This window comes from Nannocystis punicea, assembly GCF_026965555.1.
GTDB classification, from domain to species: domain Bacteria; phylum Myxococcota_A; class Polyangia; order Nannocystales; family Nannocystaceae; genus Nannocystis; species Nannocystis punicea.
The window spans coordinates 6,355,642-6,374,362 of record NZ_CP114040.1 but is presented as its reverse complement, the minus strand read 5'-3'; the positions used below and the strand labels follow the sequence as shown (position 1 = coordinate 6,374,362).

At 70.1% G+C, this 18,721-nt stretch carries 15 protein-coding genes; 8 read left to right on the top strand and 7 right to left on the bottom strand.

Going from position 1 to position 18,721, the window contains the following annotated elements; genetic code table 11:
- Positions 1-73: 73 nt before the first annotated feature.
- Positions 74-463 (bottom strand): hypothetical protein, encoded by a 390-nt coding sequence (locus O0S08_RS24570; protein WP_269041676.1) that lies wholly within the window; start codon positions 461-463, stop codon positions 74-76.
- Positions 464-868: 405 nt separating this feature from the next.
- Here O0S08_RS24570 and O0S08_RS24565 point away from each other — a divergent pair, with 405 nt between their 5' ends.
- Positions 869-1,267, top strand: coding sequence for a hypothetical protein (locus O0S08_RS24565; protein ID WP_269041675.1), 399 nt, complete (start codon positions 869-871; stop codon positions 1,265-1,267).
- A 359-nt stretch (positions 1,268-1,626) separates the two neighbouring features.
- On the opposite strand, the gene O0S08_RS24560 is transcribed toward O0S08_RS24565, so the two are convergent.
- Positions 1,627-1,857, bottom strand: a complete 231-nt coding sequence (locus tag O0S08_RS24560) for a helix-turn-helix domain-containing protein (protein ID WP_269041674.1) — start codon at positions 1,855-1,857, stop codon at positions 1,627-1,629.
- Between the two features lie 140 nt (positions 1,858-1,997).
- Between O0S08_RS24560 and O0S08_RS24555 the strand changes: the two genes are divergently transcribed.
- Positions 1,998-2,771 (top strand): hypothetical protein, encoded by a 774-nt coding sequence (locus O0S08_RS24555; RefSeq protein ID WP_269041673.1) that lies wholly within the window; start codon positions 1,998-2,000, stop codon positions 2,769-2,771.
- A 97-nt stretch (positions 2,772-2,868) separates the two neighbouring features.
- Here O0S08_RS24555 and O0S08_RS24550 read toward each other — a convergent pair whose 3' ends face one another.
- Positions 2,869-5,391, bottom strand: a complete 2,523-nt coding sequence (locus O0S08_RS24550) for a discoidin domain-containing protein (protein ID WP_269041672.1) — start codon at positions 5,389-5,391, stop codon at positions 2,869-2,871.
- Between the two features lie 353 nt (positions 5,392-5,744).
- Here O0S08_RS24550 and O0S08_RS24545 point away from each other — a divergent pair, with 353 nt between their 5' ends.
- Positions 5,745-6,791, top strand: a complete 1,047-nt coding sequence (locus O0S08_RS24545) for a hypothetical protein (RefSeq protein WP_269041671.1) — start codon at positions 5,745-5,747, stop codon at positions 6,789-6,791.
- A gap of 163 nt (positions 6,792-6,954) precedes the next feature.
- Here O0S08_RS24545 and O0S08_RS24540 read toward each other — a convergent pair whose 3' ends face one another.
- The 4 genes from O0S08_RS24540 to O0S08_RS24525 all read right to left on the bottom strand — a co-directional run bounded on the left by O0S08_RS24540 (position 6,955) and on the right by O0S08_RS24525 (position 10,362).
- Positions 6,955-7,644 carry an STAS domain-containing protein gene (locus O0S08_RS24540; protein WP_269041670.1) on the bottom strand — a complete coding sequence of 230 codons (690 nt, stop codon included), beginning with the start codon at positions 7,642-7,644 and terminating at the stop codon, positions 6,955-6,957.
- Entirely contained in the window at positions 7,631-8,059 is a 429-nt protein-coding gene (locus O0S08_RS24535) for a SpoIIAA family protein (protein WP_269041669.1), read from the bottom strand. Before O0S08_RS24535 ends, O0S08_RS24540 begins: the two co-directional genes overlap by 14 nt.
- A gap of 244 nt (positions 8,060-8,303) precedes the next feature.
- Positions 8,304-9,314, bottom strand: coding sequence for a DnaJ C-terminal domain-containing protein (locus O0S08_RS24530; protein WP_269041668.1), 1,011 nt, complete (start codon positions 9,312-9,314; stop codon positions 8,304-8,306).
- A 133-nt stretch (positions 9,315-9,447) separates the two neighbouring features.
- Positions 9,448-10,362, bottom strand: a complete 915-nt coding sequence (locus O0S08_RS24525; RefSeq protein WP_269041667.1) for an AraC family transcriptional regulator — start codon at positions 10,360-10,362, stop codon at positions 9,448-9,450.
- A gap of 168 nt (positions 10,363-10,530) precedes the next feature.
- Here O0S08_RS24525 and O0S08_RS24520 point away from each other — a divergent pair, with 168 nt between their 5' ends.
- The 5 genes from O0S08_RS24520 (at position 10,531) to O0S08_RS24500 (ending at position 18,640) form a co-directional block, all read left to right on the top strand.
- On the top strand, positions 10,531-11,268 hold the full coding sequence (locus O0S08_RS24520) for an SDR family oxidoreductase (protein WP_269041666.1): 738 nt from the start codon (positions 10,531-10,533) through the stop codon (positions 11,266-11,268).
- Between the two features lie 150 nt (positions 11,269-11,418).
- Positions 11,419-12,537, top strand: a complete 1,119-nt coding sequence (locus tag O0S08_RS24515; protein ID WP_269041665.1) for an MYXO-CTERM sorting domain-containing protein — start codon at positions 11,419-11,421, stop codon at positions 12,535-12,537.
- A 213-nt stretch (positions 12,538-12,750) separates the two neighbouring features.
- Positions 12,751-13,107: a hypothetical protein gene (locus tag O0S08_RS24510; protein WP_269041664.1), complete on the top strand. Its 357-nt coding sequence runs from the start codon at positions 12,751-12,753 to the stop codon at positions 13,105-13,107.
- A gap of 261 nt (positions 13,108-13,368) precedes the next feature.
- Complete coding sequence (locus O0S08_RS24505) at positions 13,369-14,445, top strand: hypothetical protein (protein WP_269041663.1); 1,077 nt, start codon at positions 13,369-13,371, stop codon at positions 14,443-14,445.
- A gap of 514 nt (positions 14,446-14,959) precedes the next feature.
- Entirely contained in the window at positions 14,960-18,640 is a 3,681-nt protein-coding gene (locus tag O0S08_RS24500) for an nSTAND1 domain-containing NTPase (RefSeq protein WP_269041662.1), read from the top strand.
- The last annotated feature ends 81 nt before the right edge of the window (positions 18,641-18,721 follow it).

Sequence of the window (18,721 nt, the reverse complement as noted above, 5' to 3'; positions counted from 1 at the left end):
GCGTGTCACGCGAGCCGATCGAGCCCGCGAGCCCGACCGCGCGCGGCCGGCTCATGACATTCGCCGTCGAAGCTCAGGGCGAGGTCCCGCAATCCGTGGTGGCGAAGTAGCTGCCGTCGTAGAACCAGTTACAAATGCACTGGCCATTCGCATCGAAGCAGTCGTAACACAGGCGCCCGTCGCTGCTGCAGCTCCTGGGCGTGCGGCGAGGGATCGTGCGACCGGGCGCCGCGGGGGGAGTTTCGCGGAGCGCCGCGAGCACCGCGGCGTGTCTGGCGTCGCCGGCCCTCAGATCGAGGTGCAAGCGGACGTAGGGGTGTCGATGCTCCTTGCAGGTCGAACTCCCGAGCACGTCGACACGCACGATCGCGCCGACGGGGACCTTCACCCAACCGCCGCAGACGGCATTGGGGCCTCTGGAGAACAGGACGGCCTCCGGGTCGCTCTCGTCCCATTTCGCCATCCCTTCTGCGGATAGGACGCCCATCATTACGTCTTCTTTTAGGGCCGCGAGAAACTCTGGGCCGGTCCATGATCTGTTCATGCGCACGATCTCCTCTTTCGTCAAAATACGACGTTCCGAGGCGATCGCAATGGCAGGAGAGATCGGGATCACGTCCGCGGACGCCGCCGGTGGCAACAATGTCGCGCCGCGCCTCGTCGTCGACGGTGCATATGCGCGCAGTCCGGGAATGGCCCGGGCGTGGCGCCCGCTTCAGGCGGGCTCGCCGTCGGACGGCTCGGCGAGGATCGGTCGCGGAGGCCGCCGCGACCCCTCCTCAGGCTCGCCGTCGCGACCGCCGATTCGCTGGCAGGTGGTCGAGACGCAGCGCCGTGCTATGTTCGTTGCCCGACGAGGAGGCGGTCCGTGGGATGGGATTACAACGGGATCAACTGGAACGGGACGTGGCTTTCGACCTGGGGATCGCCGACCGGGCAATACTCGGGCTATATCTACGTGTCTGCCAGCGGGCAGGTGGGCGAGGTCTCGGGGGCCTACGACAACGGCACCATGAAGGGTTACTCCTATTACGTCCTTGAATTCGGCGCGGTGAAGTCCCTCCGATTCAAAGGGCGTTGGGAGCGGACCCGCGGGGACTCCGGCGGTCCTTGCCAGTATGGACTGTTCATGCTGGATCTGATCGCGTCGGGGACGGATCCGTGGGGCTACCCGAACACCGCGTTCACGGGCTCCTGGACGTATTGTGACGCGGACCCCGAAGGCCTCGCGGAGAGGTGGCTGTGGACCGGCTCCGAGCTCCGTTGAGCGGGCGCTCCCCGGCCAGTCCTTCGCGCCGCGGGGAGTCGAGCGAGGTCGAGGAGCACGCGAGGGCGAAACGAGCCGTCCAGTCAGCTTCCGGATTCGCAAGGGAGGGTTCGCTCCCGCGGCGAAGTGCGAGCGCGTTCGGGTGTGGAGACTCGAGCCGAACTCCACGCACGCGAGGACGAGCGACAGGAAGGGCGCAGGCTGCCCTCGGCAAGGGAATGGGGCCACGTCCACCGGGCTCGGCGAGCGCCTCGGCGCGTGACTGGGAGGGAGGCGGACGCTCCGCGGCCCCGGAATGATTACGCGGGCGAGAGCCGCGAGGCGCTCGCTGGCGAGTTTCGCGGGGCGCTCCGCAAGCGTCAGGACGAGTGGGGTCGCAGCTCGGCGAGGAGGTGGTCGGGCTGGACGGGCGGCCAGGAGAGGCGCAGCTTGACGATCCTGCGCTTCAGCGAATGCCTCGTGATCCCCAGGAGTTGCGCCGCTGCGACGATCGACCCGCCCTCCTGCAGCGCCTTGTCGCAGAGGAGCCGCTCGGCGGCGAGGAGGTCGAGGCTCTCGAGGATGATCGGGGTCGCCAGCTTCGTGGTCATGACTGACAGACACCCGAGAGGGCCCCCCGATTCGCGTGATGGGAGATGCGCCAACTCTCCTGGACACTTGAACACCTCCAGGGGGTTCTCCTCGGCGCTTCCGGGGTGCGGCGCCGCCGACCGCGATACCCTCGCGGCCGATGCCCGCGCTCAGCAAGCACCCCGGCCTCGACGGTGTCCTCCGCCTCAACCGGCTGGACGGCGCCGGGCTCTACTACGGGCGGCGGGGGCGGCTCGGCCCCGTCGACGCGGCGCGGCTGGAGGCCTTCCTGCTGGCCTGGCACGAGCACGACCGGCGCCTGCGCATGGGCGTGATCCCGGTGATGGCGTCCGGCGCCTTCGACGACGGCCGGCCGCGCACGGTCGACGCGCTCCTGGGCGACCGCATGGTGGACTTCGGGGTCGACGAGGACTTCGTCATCCCGGGCACGCCGCGCCGGCTGCTCGGCGAGCTCGTCGCGGGCAAGCAGGCGGCCATGAAGCCACGCGACCGGGCGGCGCTGGGGGCGTGCGCCGCGGACCACGGCGTCGGCCTCGGCGAGCTGCTCGACGGGCCGTGGACGGCCCTCCTGGTCCGCGCGCCGACCTTCGCGCTGGGCCGGCGGACCCCCACGCACGTGGAACTGCTGGCCGGGCTCGGCATGCGCCCGCGGGACGCGAGCGGCCTGCCGCTCCCGGACGGCATGACGCCGTGGAAGAGCCACGAGTACGTGGTGGTCGCGCGGACGCTGGCGGAGGTCCGCGCTCCCGCGCTCACCGCCGAGGTCGAGCTCGACGAGTTGCACGCGGGCCTCGCCGGCGCGCAGGCCGACATCGACGCCTGCGCCCGCGGTCCGGCGTGGCAGCGCATGATGGCGAGCGCGGGCTGGACCGAGGCCGACCTCGAGGTGAAGCTCTACGTGCGAATGACTTGAGGTCGTGCGATCGACGGCTGTCAGCCGTCGCAGAGGTCCTCAGCGCCAGGTCGTGAGCGCCAGGCGCTGTGATGATTCGAGCAACATGTCCCAAGATTCATTCGGGGGCCGCGAGGACGCGGACCTCGCCGAGGTACATGTAGCCGGTGCCGGCCTTGCGGACGCGGAGGTAGCGATAGGCGGTGCGGTCGGGCCAGCGGGCTTGCCAGATCGCGCGGTGGGGCAGCGGGGTGGCGCCGAGGCGGGCGAGGACCACGGCGTCGCTCGCGTCGGGTTGGTTGGCGCCGACGATCTCGAGGTCGGCGCGGGTGGCCGGCTGGTCGAGCTCCCAGCGCATCACCACCTCGGCGCCGGCCAGGGAGCGCGGCTGCTGGAGGTCGACCATCCACCAGGGGGATGGATCCTCGTCGCCGCCCTTGGGCGACCAGCCGGTGCGGCCGTCGCCGTCGTTGGCCTGGGCTTCGGGGTGACCGGGGTCGTAGATCGACGAGGCCGTGGCGGGCAGGCCGCGGGCGACGTCGTCGGGGTGCATGGCGCGGTGCTCGGGCGACAGGCCGGCCGCGGCCACGATCGCCAGCGCCTCGGGCGGCATGGTCGGGCCGAACACGACGTTGTCGGCGATCGTGTTCGACGGGTGCGGCGGGTCGGGCTGGACGTAGGGGTTGTCGAGCTCGCTGTAATTGCCGGTGATGGTATTGTTCGTCGCGTCGGTCGCGTAGGTGGTGCAGAGCAGCCAGTAGTCGACCTTCTCGACCACGTTGCCGGTGACCGCGTAATGCTGGGTGCCGTTGTCGAGGTAGAGCGCGCCGTACGGGTGGCCCTGGTTGTGCACGTAGTTGCCGCCATTGGTCGAGCCCATCTGGGCGCCGAGGGTGTAGATCCCGCCGCCGTCGGCGAGCACGCGCATGTGATAGCCGACGCGGTTGCCCTCGATGTGATTGCCCTGCGAGGAGGCGGGCGTCGGGAAGTCGACGTCGACGGCGCCCCAGCCCCAGCCGACCGAGATCCCGGTGTACGGCAGGTCGAACAGGTCGTTGTGCTCGATCCGCGTGCCCTCGGTGTAGCCGGCCCAGATCGCCACGGTGCTCGGATACTCGACGCCGATGCGGCTGACGAAGTTGTCGCGGACGGTGTTGTCGGCGACGATCGTGGCCGGGTCTTCGGGGTGGTGGTGCCACGGCTCGGTGACGTTGCCGAGCTGGATCGCGCCGGCCGAGATGTCGTCGAAGCGGTTGCCGGCGACGAGGTTGTCGTGCGCGCCGAGCTCGAACGACAGGGCGCCGGCGCCGAGGTGCTCGAAGCTGCAGCCGGCGATCGTGACGTGGTCGGCGGCCTCGAAGCGGACCGCGGCCGGGGTCTTCTCGCTGGCCCAGGTGCCGCCGCCGACCAGGCGGATGCCGGCCTGCAGCTCGACGTAGCCCTGCGGGCCGCTCGGCGCCCGCCAGGTCGAGTGGGCGAACGTGAGGCCCTCGAAGCGGACGTGCCGGAGCGGGGCCTCGATCGTACCTGCCCCATGGACCAGGGTCTCGAGGACAGGCAGGACCGCGGGCGCGGCCTGCAGGTCGACGCCGGCGCGCGGGATGTGATCGACGACCTCGGCGGCGCCGTCGAGGTAGAACTCGCCGGGCTCGTCGAGCAGCTCGCGGGCGTTCTCGAACCACTGCGGCGCGTCCATGCTGAAGTCGCCGTTCATGTCCTGGTGGAGCTGGGCGTCGGTCCAGCACGGGTTCTGGACGGTGATCTCGGGGCCGGCCACGGCCGCGAGCGGGCAGCGGAAGCTCTTCCAGTGGCGGAAGCCGACGACCTCGACGGCGCCGATGTCGGCCCAGGCGGCCATGCTCGCGTCGGGCGCGGTGTAGCCGGCGGCGGTCTCGACGAACCCCTGGGGGGCCTCGGGGCCGCGGGCGCGCACTGCCCGGTGACCGTCGACCCACAGCTGGCGGCTGTCCGTAGGGACAGGTGCGCGGAAGATGTTCTTGTCGGCGTCGACGAGCCGCCACGGGCCCACGGGGACGCCGCCGCTCAGGATCGGGGTCTCGCCCGGGAAGGCGCGCCAGACGACATCGTGACCGCCGCTGCCGGAGTCCTCGGCGCCGAGCACCCACGGGGTGGTCAACGAATAGGTGCCGCCGCGCAGATAGACCTGCAGCTCGCCGGTCATGACGTCGTTGAAGATCCGGACCACCGCCTGGGCGCCCGCCAGCGAGCACGGCGCGGCAAACGTGCACTCGCTGCCGGTGCCGTCGGGCGCGGCGTAGAGGACGGCGTCGGGGCAGCTGCCGGGGCCGTCGCAGGCGAGGCAGCCGACCGCCGGATCGCACACGCTGCCGGCCTCGCAGCCGCCGCAGGCGTCGACGGGCTGGCCGGTGTCGCCCGTGAGCTCGGTGGTCGCGCTCGTGCCAGTGGGGGCTTCGGTCGTGCTCTCCGTGGTCGTCGTGGGCGAGCTCCCGGTGGTGGCGGTCGTGGTGCCGTCGGGCTCGCCGGAGGTGGTGAGGAGGCCGTCGGCGGGGCGGCCCGGATCGTCGTTGCAGGCGGCGAGCAGGGCCACAGAGCAGACCAGCGCGGCGGTTCGGAGGGGGTGCACGAATTCGCCGAGGGAGCGGACCAGCGCGGGGCGCATCACGGGGCACGCTACACGAAGTCAGGTCGGGGCTGCAGCGGGCGAGGGCGCGCGGGCGCTCGCGCGACCTGCGGGAACTGGCTCGTCCGCGGCGGCGCAGGCCTCGTGGACGCGCCCGGCCGCACTCGTGGCGGCGACGCCAGGACCATCGTGCGAGCGCGCGACCTCGCGGGTCGCTCGCGGTCGCGCCGAGGACGCGCGAGGTTTACCGAATCGGCGATCCGCACCCCGACGACGTCGGGTCGCGGCATCGATCGCGCGGCGGCCCCGAGGCCGGACGAACGAGCGGTCTCGACGGCGATCGAGGGCGGCAGGCCGCCGACCGGCGCGGCTGCGGCTGATAGTCTCTCGCCATGACTTCACGCAGCTTCGTCTTCGCTTCCATGGTCTTCGTGGTGTCGTCCGCCTGTGGGGGCGACCCGGGAGACAGCACCGGCTCGACGGACTCCGACGGCTCGACGCAGACGGGGACGTCTCCGACGAGCACGACGACGACCACCACCGATTCGGAGTCCGACGCGACGACGGTGTCGCCGACGACCACGAGCACGACGACGTCGACGTCCGAGACCGCGACCACGGTGGAGCCGACGAGCACGAGCACGAGCACGAGCACGACCGGCGGCGAGGCGTTCTTCTGCGACGAGGTCGACATGGACGGGTGCTGCGAGGTGACGATCGCGGTCGAGGCCGACACGTTCTTCAGCGACGCGGTCGACGCGGTGAACTCCGGGTGCCCGATGGACGAGCTGCAGGGTGAGCTCGAATGCCAGCACTTGAGCTTCGGCGGGGTGCCCGAGGCGTTGTTGTTCAAAGACGACGGTGCCATCGAGTCGGCGATCGTCGGCACGAGCGTGCTGGCGCTCCGGTTCCCGAGCGCGGACGGGGCCTTGCTGTTCGACGGCGAGCCGATCCCGAACGAATTGATTCAGGCTGCCCATCTCGACCTGTCGGCGCAGGTCGACCACAACACGTTCGCCGAGCTGCGATTCGCAGTCCATGCACTCGACGCCGACGCGGCCTGGGTGGAAGGCGAGGGGGGGGCTGCTGTGCCGTGCGTCGACGGTCTGGCGTCGCATGGCTGTCGCGAGTGTGGCCCGATGGCCGGCGACGCGTGCGCGAGCCCGTGGTCGGTTCCGCCAGGGACGTCGAACCTGCTCGGGATCGTCGAGAGCGTCGAGGACGTGGGCAATTTGTTGGAGCCGCTCGACCTGGCGCCGCTCGGCGCGGCGAGCGAGTGGGTGCCGGAGATCGCCGCCGGCCTCGTGATCGTCCCGAGTTCGTCGACGTTCAAGGGCACGTCGTATCCGGAGCACATGCCGTACCCTGGCGTGCAGGTGCAGACGCGCGAGTCGGGGTCGGATGCGCCGACGCTGCGCCTGCGGCTGTGCCTGCCCTGAGGTTCACGCGGGGCGCGGAGACGCGACGGTTCGGGACACGGGCGGACCAAGCCGGCCGCGAGCGAGGCGCGCGTGTAGGCGTGACCTGTCCGAAGGGACAGGCCGACTCCGGGGGAGACTTTTCAGCGGCCTGCTCGCCGCCCCCGGCGCGGAGGACGGCGGCTCACGGCCGCGTCGGCGCCGGCGCTGCTCGTTGCGCGTCGGTGCGGCTCGTCAGGCAGTGACGCAGGCCCTCGCGCAGGGTCGACAGGCATTGCAGGTCGCGCGGCGTCTGGGTGAGCTCCGAGAGGGTCCGGGCGACTCCGGGGCTCACGCCGGTGATGACGGCGCGACAGCCGACCAGCTTGACCGCGCCGACCAGCTGAATCAGGTGATCGGCGGTGCTGGCGTCAACGCCCTCGACGCCGGTCAGGTCGACGAGGGCGGCGCGCGCCCGCGAGGCCACGACGCGCTGCAGGAGTGCGTCGGTGACCGTGAGCGCGCGCGCGCGATCGAGGGTGCCGACGATCGGCACCGCCAGCACGCCCTCCCACACGTCGAGGATCGGCGCCGACAGCTGGTGGATCTCGTGGCGCTGCGTCTCGATGAGGAGCAGCTTCTGCTCGATCTCCTGGTTGGCCTCCAGCAGCGCCGCGACCACCCGCTCGCGCTCCTCGTGGGTGGCCTTCAGCTCGGTGATGAACACCCGCAGGCCCTCCTCGAGCAGGCCGAACGCGTCCTCGCGCAACTCGGAGGAGAAGTGGTCGAGCGCGGCCGCGAACTCGCCGACCGAGGCCAGGCCGACGACGGCCATGAGCCGGTGGAAGCGCTCCGGCACCTCCGTCAGCATGGCATCGACCTCACCGACGGACATCGTGACCTCCGGTCGCTGCGTGGGTCCTGGCGATGTGGGCCGCGATCCAGCGGCGCGCGTCGGCCTCGTCGCGGACGAACTCCATCTCCATCTGCTGCCGGCCGACGATCCGGACCGCGTGGAACATCAGCGTCGCCAGGGCGCGCGTGGCGAAGCTGGCCCCGTACACCGCGACGCCGGTGATGGTGTGCGTCTTGTGCCACTCGCCGACGTAGCGGCGCGCGTCGTTGGGGATCCCGTCGAGCTGCGACATATCGGCGAGCAAGTAGCAGCGCCCGTTCTCGTCCATGATCTGCGCGATGAGCTCGTGGACCGCCCTGGCGACCGGGAGGTCGAAGGGCCCGCGCACTCGCAGGTGCACGAGGTCCGGCTCTCGCGTGATCTGCAGGGGCTCGCTCGCGCTCGTGGTCGCCACTGCGGGCAGCGTACCACGGCGCGAGCGAACACTGCTCAGCCCAGGCGCTGAAGCAGAGAACGTTGATTCGGCGATTCTTGCGGCCCGCCGCCGCAGCCAGGCGCGCCTGCGCCCGGGGGTTCGCGTCCACGGCGCCGGAGATCGCGGCCGCTCGGCGTTCGGCGAGGATGTGGGGCCCACTGTCACATCGACGCTCGGCGAGGGGGTGGAACTCACTGTCACATTCGCGGCCGCGTCGGCGGGCTCAGGCCCGCGGGCGTGCGGCCGCTTGCAGGCGCTCGAGCGCGCGCAGCAACTCGACGTCGCCGGCCTGCGGGAGCTGGACGCGGAACTCGAGGTAGAGGTCGCCGACCTCGCCTTCGGGGCCGGGCACGCCCTGGCGACGCAGTCGCAGCTTGTGGTCGGGCGCGCAGGCGGGCGGGATCTTCACGCGCACCGTGCCGCGCGGGGTGGCGACGTCGACGAGGTCGCCGCGGTACAGCTCGAGCAGCGTGACCGCGACGTCGAGGTGGAGGTCGAGGCCGCGACGGGTCAGCGCAGGATCGGCAGGGACGCGGATCGTGACGTGCAAGTCGCCGGGCGGGCTGCCGGGCTCGCCGTGGCCCGGCAGGTGGACGACGGCGCCGTCGGCCGTGCCCGCCGGGACCGCGACGTCGACGATCCGGCCGCCGCCCTGGCCGCCGCCGACGCGGACCTGCACTGTGCAGCCGACGACCGCGCGCGCCAGCGGGACCGAGACCTCGGCGCGGGCGTCGCGACCCATCGGGTCCTCCACGTCGTCGTCGGCGTCGTCGTCGAGGCGGACGTCGCGGCCGCGCCAGAAGCTCGACAGGATGTCCTCGAAGACGGTCCGGCGGGCGTGCTTGAGGTCGTCGAAGTCGAGGTCGCCGGCGTCGTCGGGCAGGTCGTCGACGTCGACGTCCGCCGCGGGGCCGGGGCGAGCGGCGCCCCACGGCGGACCGGCCGGGCCGTCGTCGCCGTCGCGCTCGCGGGCCCGCTCGCGGGCGGCCCGGGCCCGCCCAGGGTCGAAGCCGCGGGTCAGGGACAGCTCGCCGAACTCGTCGTAGAGGGCGCGCGTGCGGTCGTCGCCGAGGATCGTGTAAGCGTCGACGATCTCGCGGTAGAGCTCCTCGCTCCACGCGCGGCCGCGGTTCACGTCGGGGTGGAAGCGCCGCGTCAGCTCGCGGTAGGCCCGCTTGATCGCGCGGGGGTCGGCGCTGCGTTCGATGCCGAGGACGACGTACAGATCACGCACGGTCTCAGCGTAGCGCGGCGAGCTCGACCGGACCAGCGGATCGCGAGCAGCGCGCGGGCGCGCGAGATGTCCCGGGGGACATGTGCGTGTGGCCGCGAGAGCATGTCCGAAGGGACAGGCTATTCCCGCGACGTCACGCCGGCCGGACCAGGCCGCCGTTCTCGCGCAGGCGCCGCAGGTCGCGGGCCGGCGGGTCGCCGAACAGCCGGCTGTACTCGCGGCTGAACTGCGAGGCGCTCTCGTAGCCGACGCGGAAGGCCGCGCTGGCGGCGTCGAGGGCCTCGCTGAACATCAGGCGGCGGGCCTCCTGCAGCCGCAGCTGCTTCTGGTACTGCAGGGGGCTCATGGCGGTGACGGCCTTGAAGTGGTGGTGCAGCGAGGACGGGCTCATGCGCAGCTCGCGGGCGAACTCGTCGATCTTGAGCGGCTCGGCGTAGTGCTGCTTGAGCCAGTCGATGGCGCGGGCGATCCGGCGCGCCTGGCCGTCGCCGGCGGCGATCTGACGCAGCCGCCAGCCCTCGTCGGTCTTGAGCAGGCGGTAGGACAGCTCGCGCACGGCCAGCGGGGCGAGGACGGGGATGTCCTCCGGGGCGTCGAGCAGGCGCGCCAGCCGGAGCACCGCGTCGAGCATCGCCGGCGTCATGTGGCTGAGGTAGAGGCCGCGCGCGGGCGGCTGCGCCACGGGCGGCGGGGGGCCGAGCTGCAGCAGCATCTGCGCCAATTCGGCGGGGTCGAGGTCGAGGCGGAGGCACAGATAGGGGGCCGCGGGGCTGGCCGCGACGACCTGACCGGTGACCGGCAGGTCGACCGAGACGACCAGGAAGCGCGAGGCGTCGTAGAGGTAGACCTCGTCGGCCAGGTGCACGCGCTTGCTGCCCTGAGCGATCACGCAGAGGGCGGGTTGATGCAGCAGCACGAGCGGCTCGCCCGGCCGCGCGGCGCGGATCAGCGACAGTCGCGGGATCGCGGTCGCGTGCACGCCGTCGCCGGGCGTGTGGCGCAGCAGCAAGGCCGCCAGCTCCGCGGCGGCGGGCGCAGTCGTCGCCATCGACCGAGCTTACTCGTGGGGCTCCGCCGCAGCAAGGCCGACGCGCGGTGGAGGATCGGGCAAGGGCCGGCGAGGAACAGGCTAACGCGCCCCGGCCGGGGCTTTTAAGGTGTTCGTGGTCCCGGCACGCCCGCATGCGGGCGGCCCATCGGAGCGCAGGAGTTTCACATGTCTGGAATCGAGAACAAGGTCGTATTGATCACCGGCGCGAGCAGCGGCATCGGCGAGGCGACTGCCCGCCTGCTGGCCAAGAACGGGGCCCACGTGGTGCTCGGGGCCCGGCGCACGGACCGGCTGGAGGCGCTGGCCGACGAGATCGCGGGCGACGGCGGCTCGGTCCGCTACCGCCGGCTCGACGTGACGCAGCGCGAGGACGTGGCGGCGTTCGTGGCGTTCGCGCAGGCGACGTTCGGGCGCGTCGACGTGATCGTCAACAACGCCGGGGTGATGCCGCTGTCGAACCTCGAGGCCCTCAAGGTCGAGGAGTGGAATCGCATGATCGATGTCAACATCCGCGGGGTGCTGCACGGGATCGCGGCCGGTCTGCCGCTGATGCAGCAGCAACGCCGCGGGCACTTCGTCAACCTGTCGTCGATCGGCGGGCACTACGTGGTGCCGACCGCGGCGGTGTACTGCGCGACGAAGTTCGCGGTGCGGGCGATCTCGGACGGCCTCCGCCAGGAGGTCGGCGGCGACATCCGCGTGACGGTCATCTCGCCCGGCGTGACCGAGTCGGAGCTGGCAGACACCATCTCCGATCCGGGCGCGCGCGACGGGATGAAGGAGTTCCGCAAGATCGCCATCCCGGCAGCGGCCATCGCCCGCGCGATCCTGTTCGCCATCGAGCAGCCGCCCGAGGTCGACGTCAGCGAGATGATCGTGCGGCCGACGGCGAGCCCGTATTGATGGCAGCTGCGGGGAGCGTGTCGGCGTGAGGGACCGAGAGGTCGTCACGAGGAGGGTCTGCGCGCGTCAGGAGCGCGGCTGCGAACGGGCGCGACCCAATGCGCAGGTCGCTCCGCTTGCGGCCCGCGAGATTACGGTAGGGTGAGCGCCGTGCCGCGTCTCTGGCTGTTCCTGCCGCTCATCCTCCTCGGGGTTCCGACCGCGCGGGCGGAGGTCGCAGTGTCTGCGTTTTCTCCGCTGCACGAGCGCCAGTTGGTCGGGCTCGACGACTTCTCGTTCGACAGCGACTGGTTCCCGAACGACTCGCCGGTGCAACTGCGGCTCATCGTCCACGCCGGCAACTCGGTGATGATCTCGATGCCCGGAGAGGCCGAGTACGACTGGGCGAGCGAGACGATCCGCTTCACCGGCGCGGCCGATGCCGGCCAGGTCGGCTTCGACATCGGGTTCCAGATCGACTCGAAGATCCGCTTCGACGTCCTCGGGGTGCAGTGGGAGTCCGACATCCTCGGCCCCTACGACTACGCGGTGATCGCGGGCGAGACGTTCACGCCCTATCTGCTGGAGGGCAACCCGGAGCGGCCGGTGACGATCGACGACGAGACCGATCCGGCGACCGTCGTGTCGGTGCCGGTGACGCCCGACGTGCTCATCGCCGCCGGCAACCTCGACATCGACGCGTATGTGATCCTCCACGGGTCGCTCGCGGGTCAATCCATCGAGGTCCGCGCCGAGGAGCCGGCGCCGCAGCTGGCGATCGTCACCGAGGAGGGCGAGGCGGTGTCCTTCCTCGCAGGTCCCGGACCTGCACCCGACCCGCTGACGGCCGACGGCGTGCTCGTCTGCGACTTCGCCACCACCCCGACGATCGTCCTCAAGCCGACGCTGGTGATGGAGATCTTCGGCCAGGACTACGAGATCGCCGACATCGAGATTCCCATCACCCTGCCTGCCTTCGACGAGACGATCCGCTTCGACCCGATCGCGCTCGGTTTTCCCAGGCCGCCTCCCGAGGCCGTCACCACCGGCAGCGACAGCGAGGGCGACAGTCACGGGATGAGCGGGGGCGACGAGCCGACCACCACCGGCGACTCGACGTCGTCCGGCAGCAGCGGCACGGGCGAGCTCGAGGACTCCGACTCTGACAGCGGCGGCGCGGGGCTGGGGGACGACGACGGCTGCAGCTGCCGCAGCGACGGCACCGCCCCGCCGCTCGCCGCGCTCGCCCTGCTGGGCCTGCGCCGGCGCCGGCGGTCGGATCGCGCTTGATTCGGGACAGATCGTCGACAGGGCGATCCGCGCGAGCGGGGACGAATGCGCGCCGAGGTTCGCGAGGCGGGCGCCGGCGGGGGCGGCGGCGTCGGGTCGTCGCGGGGCTCGCCGGGGTCGGTCGCGCGGCGAGGCGCGAATGCAGGGACTGCGGCGAGCCGGCGCAGTCGCGGTGCTATGTTGATCGGTCGGCGCATTCGCCGGAGGCCCTGCATGCAGTACGTCGTCCGCATGACCCCGTTGCGCAGATCGATCGGCGACCTGCTGGCGTTCGTCGCGGCTCTGCGCGGGCCGCGGCGCGCCGAGACGGGCGCGTTCTTCCGCCGCTACGGGGTGCGCCACGAATCGTGGCACCTGCAGGACACGCCGGACGGGCTGGTGGTGCTGGTGGTGACGCGGATCGACGCGCCGGCGCCGGCCGCCGACGCGTACGCGGCGTCCAAGGACGACTTCGAGCTGTGGTTCAAGTCGCGGGTGCTCGACCTGTCCGGCAATGACCCCAACGAAGCGCCGCTCGGGCCGCCGACGCTCGAGGTGTTCGCGTGGGACGACGTGCCGGGCAAGGAGTGAGGCGTCCTCGGGTCGTATTGAGTTTGTTCGAGCTGGGAGGTGGGGGGAGGGACTGGCGCCGGCGCGCGGGCGCACGCACGAGCGTAGGTTAACATGTGAGCTACGTCTTATGTTCATGGCGCCGATGCCTGTGATCGGCGCCGATTCTCGTAGCGACTCCAGGACAGACCCTCTCGACCGATGCGCAGAGCTTCGATTCGCAAGGGCACAGACACCGCTGAGAGTTGTCCGACCGTTCAGGTCAGAACGTAGGAATATGCCATGAAGAACCCGGTACTGCTCACTTGTTGGTTCATGATCCCCTTATTTAGCCTCGGCTGCGACACCGCTCAAAGCCAGGTGTCGATGAACGAGGAGATCGACTGGGCTGCGCCCCACAGCATCCACGACGCCCCTGACCTCTGTCGTCGCCGGGGCCTGCCGTGCGCTGACACGGAGGAGTTGATGGAAGTGTTCTCGTCCTTGATCGACCGTCGTATCGCCGGTTACCCCGGAGGTGCCACGGAGATCGAAGCGGACTTTGAGGCCGCACTGGCGCAGTACGGCGTCGAAGACGAGACTCTGTACGACATCTCCGACGCCCTGGATTCGAGCGGACGAGCGGACCGCCGCGGGCCCATGCCAGTCACGCGGCTGTGGCTTCACGAGCGGCTCGGAGAGGACACGCGCGCGGCACTCTCGTATGCGAAAGACGCGGCCGACGAGGAAGAGCTGCAAATGCGCGCGAGCTTCAACTATCAGGTATCGGTCCGCGCGATCAAGACGCACCGGTGCGCCGACGATTGGGGCCACGAGTGGGGCTGCGACAGCGAGGAGCCGTTCATCGCCCACGGCGCGTGGGGCCCCGGCTGGAAGTGGTTCAGCGAGACCGAAGTCGGCAAGGTCAAGAACCCTGGGGACGAGTACTGGTTCGTGAACAAGACGTCCATCCCGTCCTCGGCCAGCTTCTCGTACGATCCGATCATGTACGTCTGGCGCGTCGGCGAGAACGATCCCGAGGAGGGCAACTTCAACTGGGTGAGCGCGGCCCTGGCGGCCTCGAGCGCGGTGGCAAAAGCGTTCGGCGGTGATTGGTTCGGCGTGTTCGACGCCGGGCTCAAGCTCGTCGCCGAACTGGGCAAGATCGGCGGGAACGGAGACGATATGTACTCCTCGTTCTTCATGATCTACGATCCGCCGACCCTGCAGCAGATTACCTCGTCGACGAAGACCCAGCCGGCCCCGAAGATGTTCTTCAGCCTGCCGGCCGAGAGCCACTACAAGTCGATGGCGATCTACAATACGTTCGTCCCCGGCGGCGCCGGCTGGAACGTACTCCACACCGTGAACCGCCTGTAGATGTCGTCTCGACTCGAGGGGCGCTCCGAGTCGTCGGCGACCCATGGAGGCCGACGAGGTGTCGCAGTCCGGCTCGCCCGGCGTGTGCAAGCCGGAGATGGGCCAGCCGCTGGACATGCCGCGCCGGCCCTGTCTGTGAGGACATATTGCCGCCGACAGGAAGAGCACCGCCGTGCGCCAGGTGCTCTTTTTTATTGCAGGAGAGCGCTCGTGGACATTCTCAGAACGGGGTGCCCATTCTGTCTTGCACCGGCGCTGCGCCAGCGGGTGGGATTCGTCGAGCCTCCCGTCACCGGTTCTGGTAGCTTCGCCGGAAGCGCGGGGCTGCCTCATGAATACACCGAGGATCCTCATCCGTTGCTGCGGAACACGTGATCACGGTCCGGCGCGCTGGTTGGCGCGAGAACTCGGGAGATGGGGCGCTGACATCGAGTTCGACGCGCCCTGCACGTCGCCGGCCGAACCATCGCAATGGCTGGCGCCGGCGCCACCATCCGTGGATCATGTTGTATGTTTGCTCGACGGCGGCGACCCCGGCACCGATGGTGGCGTCATGGTCGACTCAATCGGCGCGGACGATCGGGTGCGAGCGAGCTGGATCTTCGTTCGTTTCTGCGAGACCGTAGAGATCGTTCCCCCGATCTTGCGGAGTTTTCCGCAGTACGTGCTCCCCGGCGAACTCGAGCTTCTGCGTCGACACATCGTCGGCCACGGTCTCACCGAGTCGATCGAGCGGCAGATCTTTCAGTTGATGTGCTCCTTGTTCACCGGCGACGCTTTCCGGTCGTGGATCGGACGCATGCCAGGCGGTGAGGTGATCGCTGCGTTGTTACCCGGGAGCATCGCGTCCACGTCGGCGGTGATCGAAGGCGGGCTGGAGGTGCTGCACCGTCGAGGGTTGCTCGACCGGTCGTTCTTCGCCCGGCTGGCGACGGAGTTTCCGCGGCGCAGCCGTGAGATCGAGCGCCTCGAGCGGGCATGGTCCGGCGATGTTCGCGGGCTCGCGCCGGCCTTGCAGGCCCGTGATTGCCACGTCTTCCTCAGCCATCATCCGCTCGACAAGCAGGTGGTGATCCGATTGGCGCGAGCGCTGGAGTTCGCCGGTGTCCATGTCTGGCTCGATTGCTGGGATATCCGCCCAGGAGAGGACGTGGAGCCGGCGATTCGGCGGGCCGTGAGCCAAGCCGACCTCGTACTCTGCTGCGTCGGCGCCCGCGGGCTGGCTATCCGGCAGCGGTGCGAGCTCGACATGGCCGCCTCCGCCAATGTCAGGCGACTCTTCGTGCGCTTGCCGGGCGGGAGCTCGGTGATGCTGTCCGAGCCCGATGTACCGGTGTACGAGCTCACGGACCAGGACGATGCTGGGGGCGCGCTCGCCGGCTACATCCTCGGGGCCATGGGCGGAGGCCGCCCCGACCATCGCTCCCACGGCCCGTTCGCCGAGGGGTCGCCGTATCCGGGACTGCAATCGTTCGATGTGGCGAACGCCCGCTGGTTCTACGGCCGGGAGCGAGAGACTGCCTCCGTACTCGAGGCACTCGTGCAGCGGCGATGGCTGTGGCTGCTCGGCAATTCGGGCTCCGGAAAGTCCTCACTGGCGCGGGCAGGGGTCGCCGCTTGGTGGCCGACGTGGACCGATGATCCCGGCGCAGCGATCGTTCTCCGACCCGGACAGCGACCGGCCGAGGCGTTCGCCCAGGCCGTGAGCGGCCTTCCGCGCGCGTTCGGCCGCCCTCCGCCGAGCCTGCAGGAACAGCGAGAGCTACGGCTATGCCCGGATCTACTGCTCGAACTGCTCCACCGGGTGCAGGACGAAGGGCGAGCGCGACCGATCCTCGTCGTGCTCGATCAGTCCGAAGAGATCTTCGATGAACTCGGCGAGCTGCGCACGGGTGCTGCGCAGGTATTGACCGCACTGGCCGCCGCGACCGAACACCCCGCATTTCATGTTCATGTCCTGGCGACGATCCGCGCCGACTTTCTCCCGCGATTGCTTCGGCTGGGGGCGTTGCCGGAGGCCTGTCGCAGCGGCGTCCATTTCGCGGTCCCCCACTTGACCGAGGAACTCGGGGAGGCATTGCGGGGCCCTGCCGGGCTCGCCGGCGGCTTCATCGAACCGGCGGTGATGGACGTGCTCCTCAGCGCGGTGCGAGCGCGGCCTGAAAGCCTCCCCTTGGTGCAGGCGACCATGGAGGACCTGTGGCGCGGCTCCCCGGACAAGATCTTGCGCCGCTCGCAGTTGGGCGACGGCGATGTCCTGGCGCGGGCGTTGACGTTACGCTTCGCGGCGATGGAGCGGGCTGGCTCGCAGCCTGCGGACGCGTGGGAGGTCGTCTTCGCGAACCTCACAGAGCTCGGCGAGGACGAGGCGCCGCGTCGGCGCACGGCGCCGCTCGCGGCGCTTGTCCCGGTGATGCCGGTGATCGAGTCGCTGGTGAAGCACCGCCTCGTCGTCGTGCATCAGCACGGCCTCGACGGGGATGGCGTCGTCGAGGTCATTCATGAGAGCGTGTTCGCGGCGAGCGCGGCGTGGAGCGCGTGGATCGCTACGAACCGTGAGCGGCTGCGGCTCCGGCTGGAGATCGAGCGCGACGCGCAGCGCTGGACGAACGGCGGGCGCTCGGACGACTTGTTGTTGCGGGGCGCGCTGCTGTACGCGGCGAGCTCGGTCGCCGCGGAGCTGAGACTGGAGGCGCAGACGTTCGTGAAGGCCAGCCTGGCGGAGTCACAGCGCCAGGCTCGTCGATGGCGGCGATTGAAGCGCTCGTCGGTCCTGGTGCTGACCGTGTTGGTGGGTGCGCTGGTGGTCCAGTGGCGCCGGGCAACGGTCGAGGCCGCGAGCGCGCTGTCCGAATCCGCGCGCAACCGCGACCGCTACATCATGAGCCAGGCGCTGCTGCTGCCGCTGCACGCGCGAGCGCTCGCTCCGTATCTGCTTCGGGAGGTGAAAGCTCCGGATCCCACGCTGTTCCGTTCGGCGCTGGCCCGGGGTGGGCCGCTGCTGACGCACATCTTCCACCCGCCGACGAATTCCAAGGAGTTGATATATCGAGTCGCCGTGTCACCCGGCGGCGAGCACGTCGCTGCCTCGTACGGCGGAATTGTCCGCTCGTGGGATGTCTCCGCTGATGGAGCGCCGCTGGAATTCAAGCGCCGCAGCGTGGTACAGGCGCTCGCTTTCTCGGCGAGTGGACGAGACCTGTTCACTGGCTCGCTCGACGGCGCCGTGCTGCGGTATGCGCTCGACGAGCCGAACAGCCCGGAGCAGTTGCGCGAGCCGGACGGGGACTCCGTCACGGAGCTCGTTGCCTCGGCGGACGGCGACGTCATCGTCGCGGTCTTCGGCAAGAAGGTCGAGGTCTTGTACCGCGCAACACCCCATCGGTCTCGCGTTCTTTCTGGATGGGACGCGGCGCTCGATTGCGCAGCGCTGAGCCCTGACGGAGGGGAGGTTGTGCTCGGTTTCGGAGACGGCATGGTCTGGAGGTGGCGCATCGAGGAGGATGGCGAGCCGCGCCGATTGACGGGGCATCTGGGCAGGATCACCTCGATTGAGTTCACGCGTGGCGGCGATCGGTTCGTCACCAGTTCGGGCGACGGGACGGCTCGAGTGTGGTCGCTCGCTCCGGACGTCCCTCCGCTCGTCCTCCGCGGGCACAACGCGGTTGTGTCTCGTGCGCGATTCTCCCGAGACGGGCGCCGAGTACTCACGATCGGCGAGGACATCTTGCCGCGCATCTGGACATTGGGCATGCCGGACGCGCCCGTGGTGCTCAACGGACATTCCGCTCCCACCATTTCTGGAGATTTCAGTCCGGATGGCGCACGGGTGGTCACGTCGGCCGCCGACCTGACGGCGCGCGTCTGGCAGGTCGCCGATGGCCGCGAACTGGCCGTCCTGGGCGCTCACGAGAGTTCGACGATGTTCACGACGGCGTTCCTCCGCGACGCACGTCATGTGATGACATTCGCCGACGAGACCTTGCGGCTGTGGGATCTCGATCCTGAGGTCCAACTGGAGGGGTGTTTGTTGCCCGACGAGCGGCGAGGCTACCTGGCGGAAGCCGAGGATGTCGCGCTGGCTGGCTGGCGCAGCTGCGAGCTCCGTTACGGGCGGCTGCAGGCCGGTACACCGACCGATCGAAAGGACCGGCAGTTCGATTTTTCCGCGTTCGTGGAGACACGCGAGCGCTAAAATTGCGGCAAAACGTCGCGACCACGAGCCAGCGCCTGCGCGGCCGGCAATGAAGTATCGTCGTGGGATGTTTCTTACCAT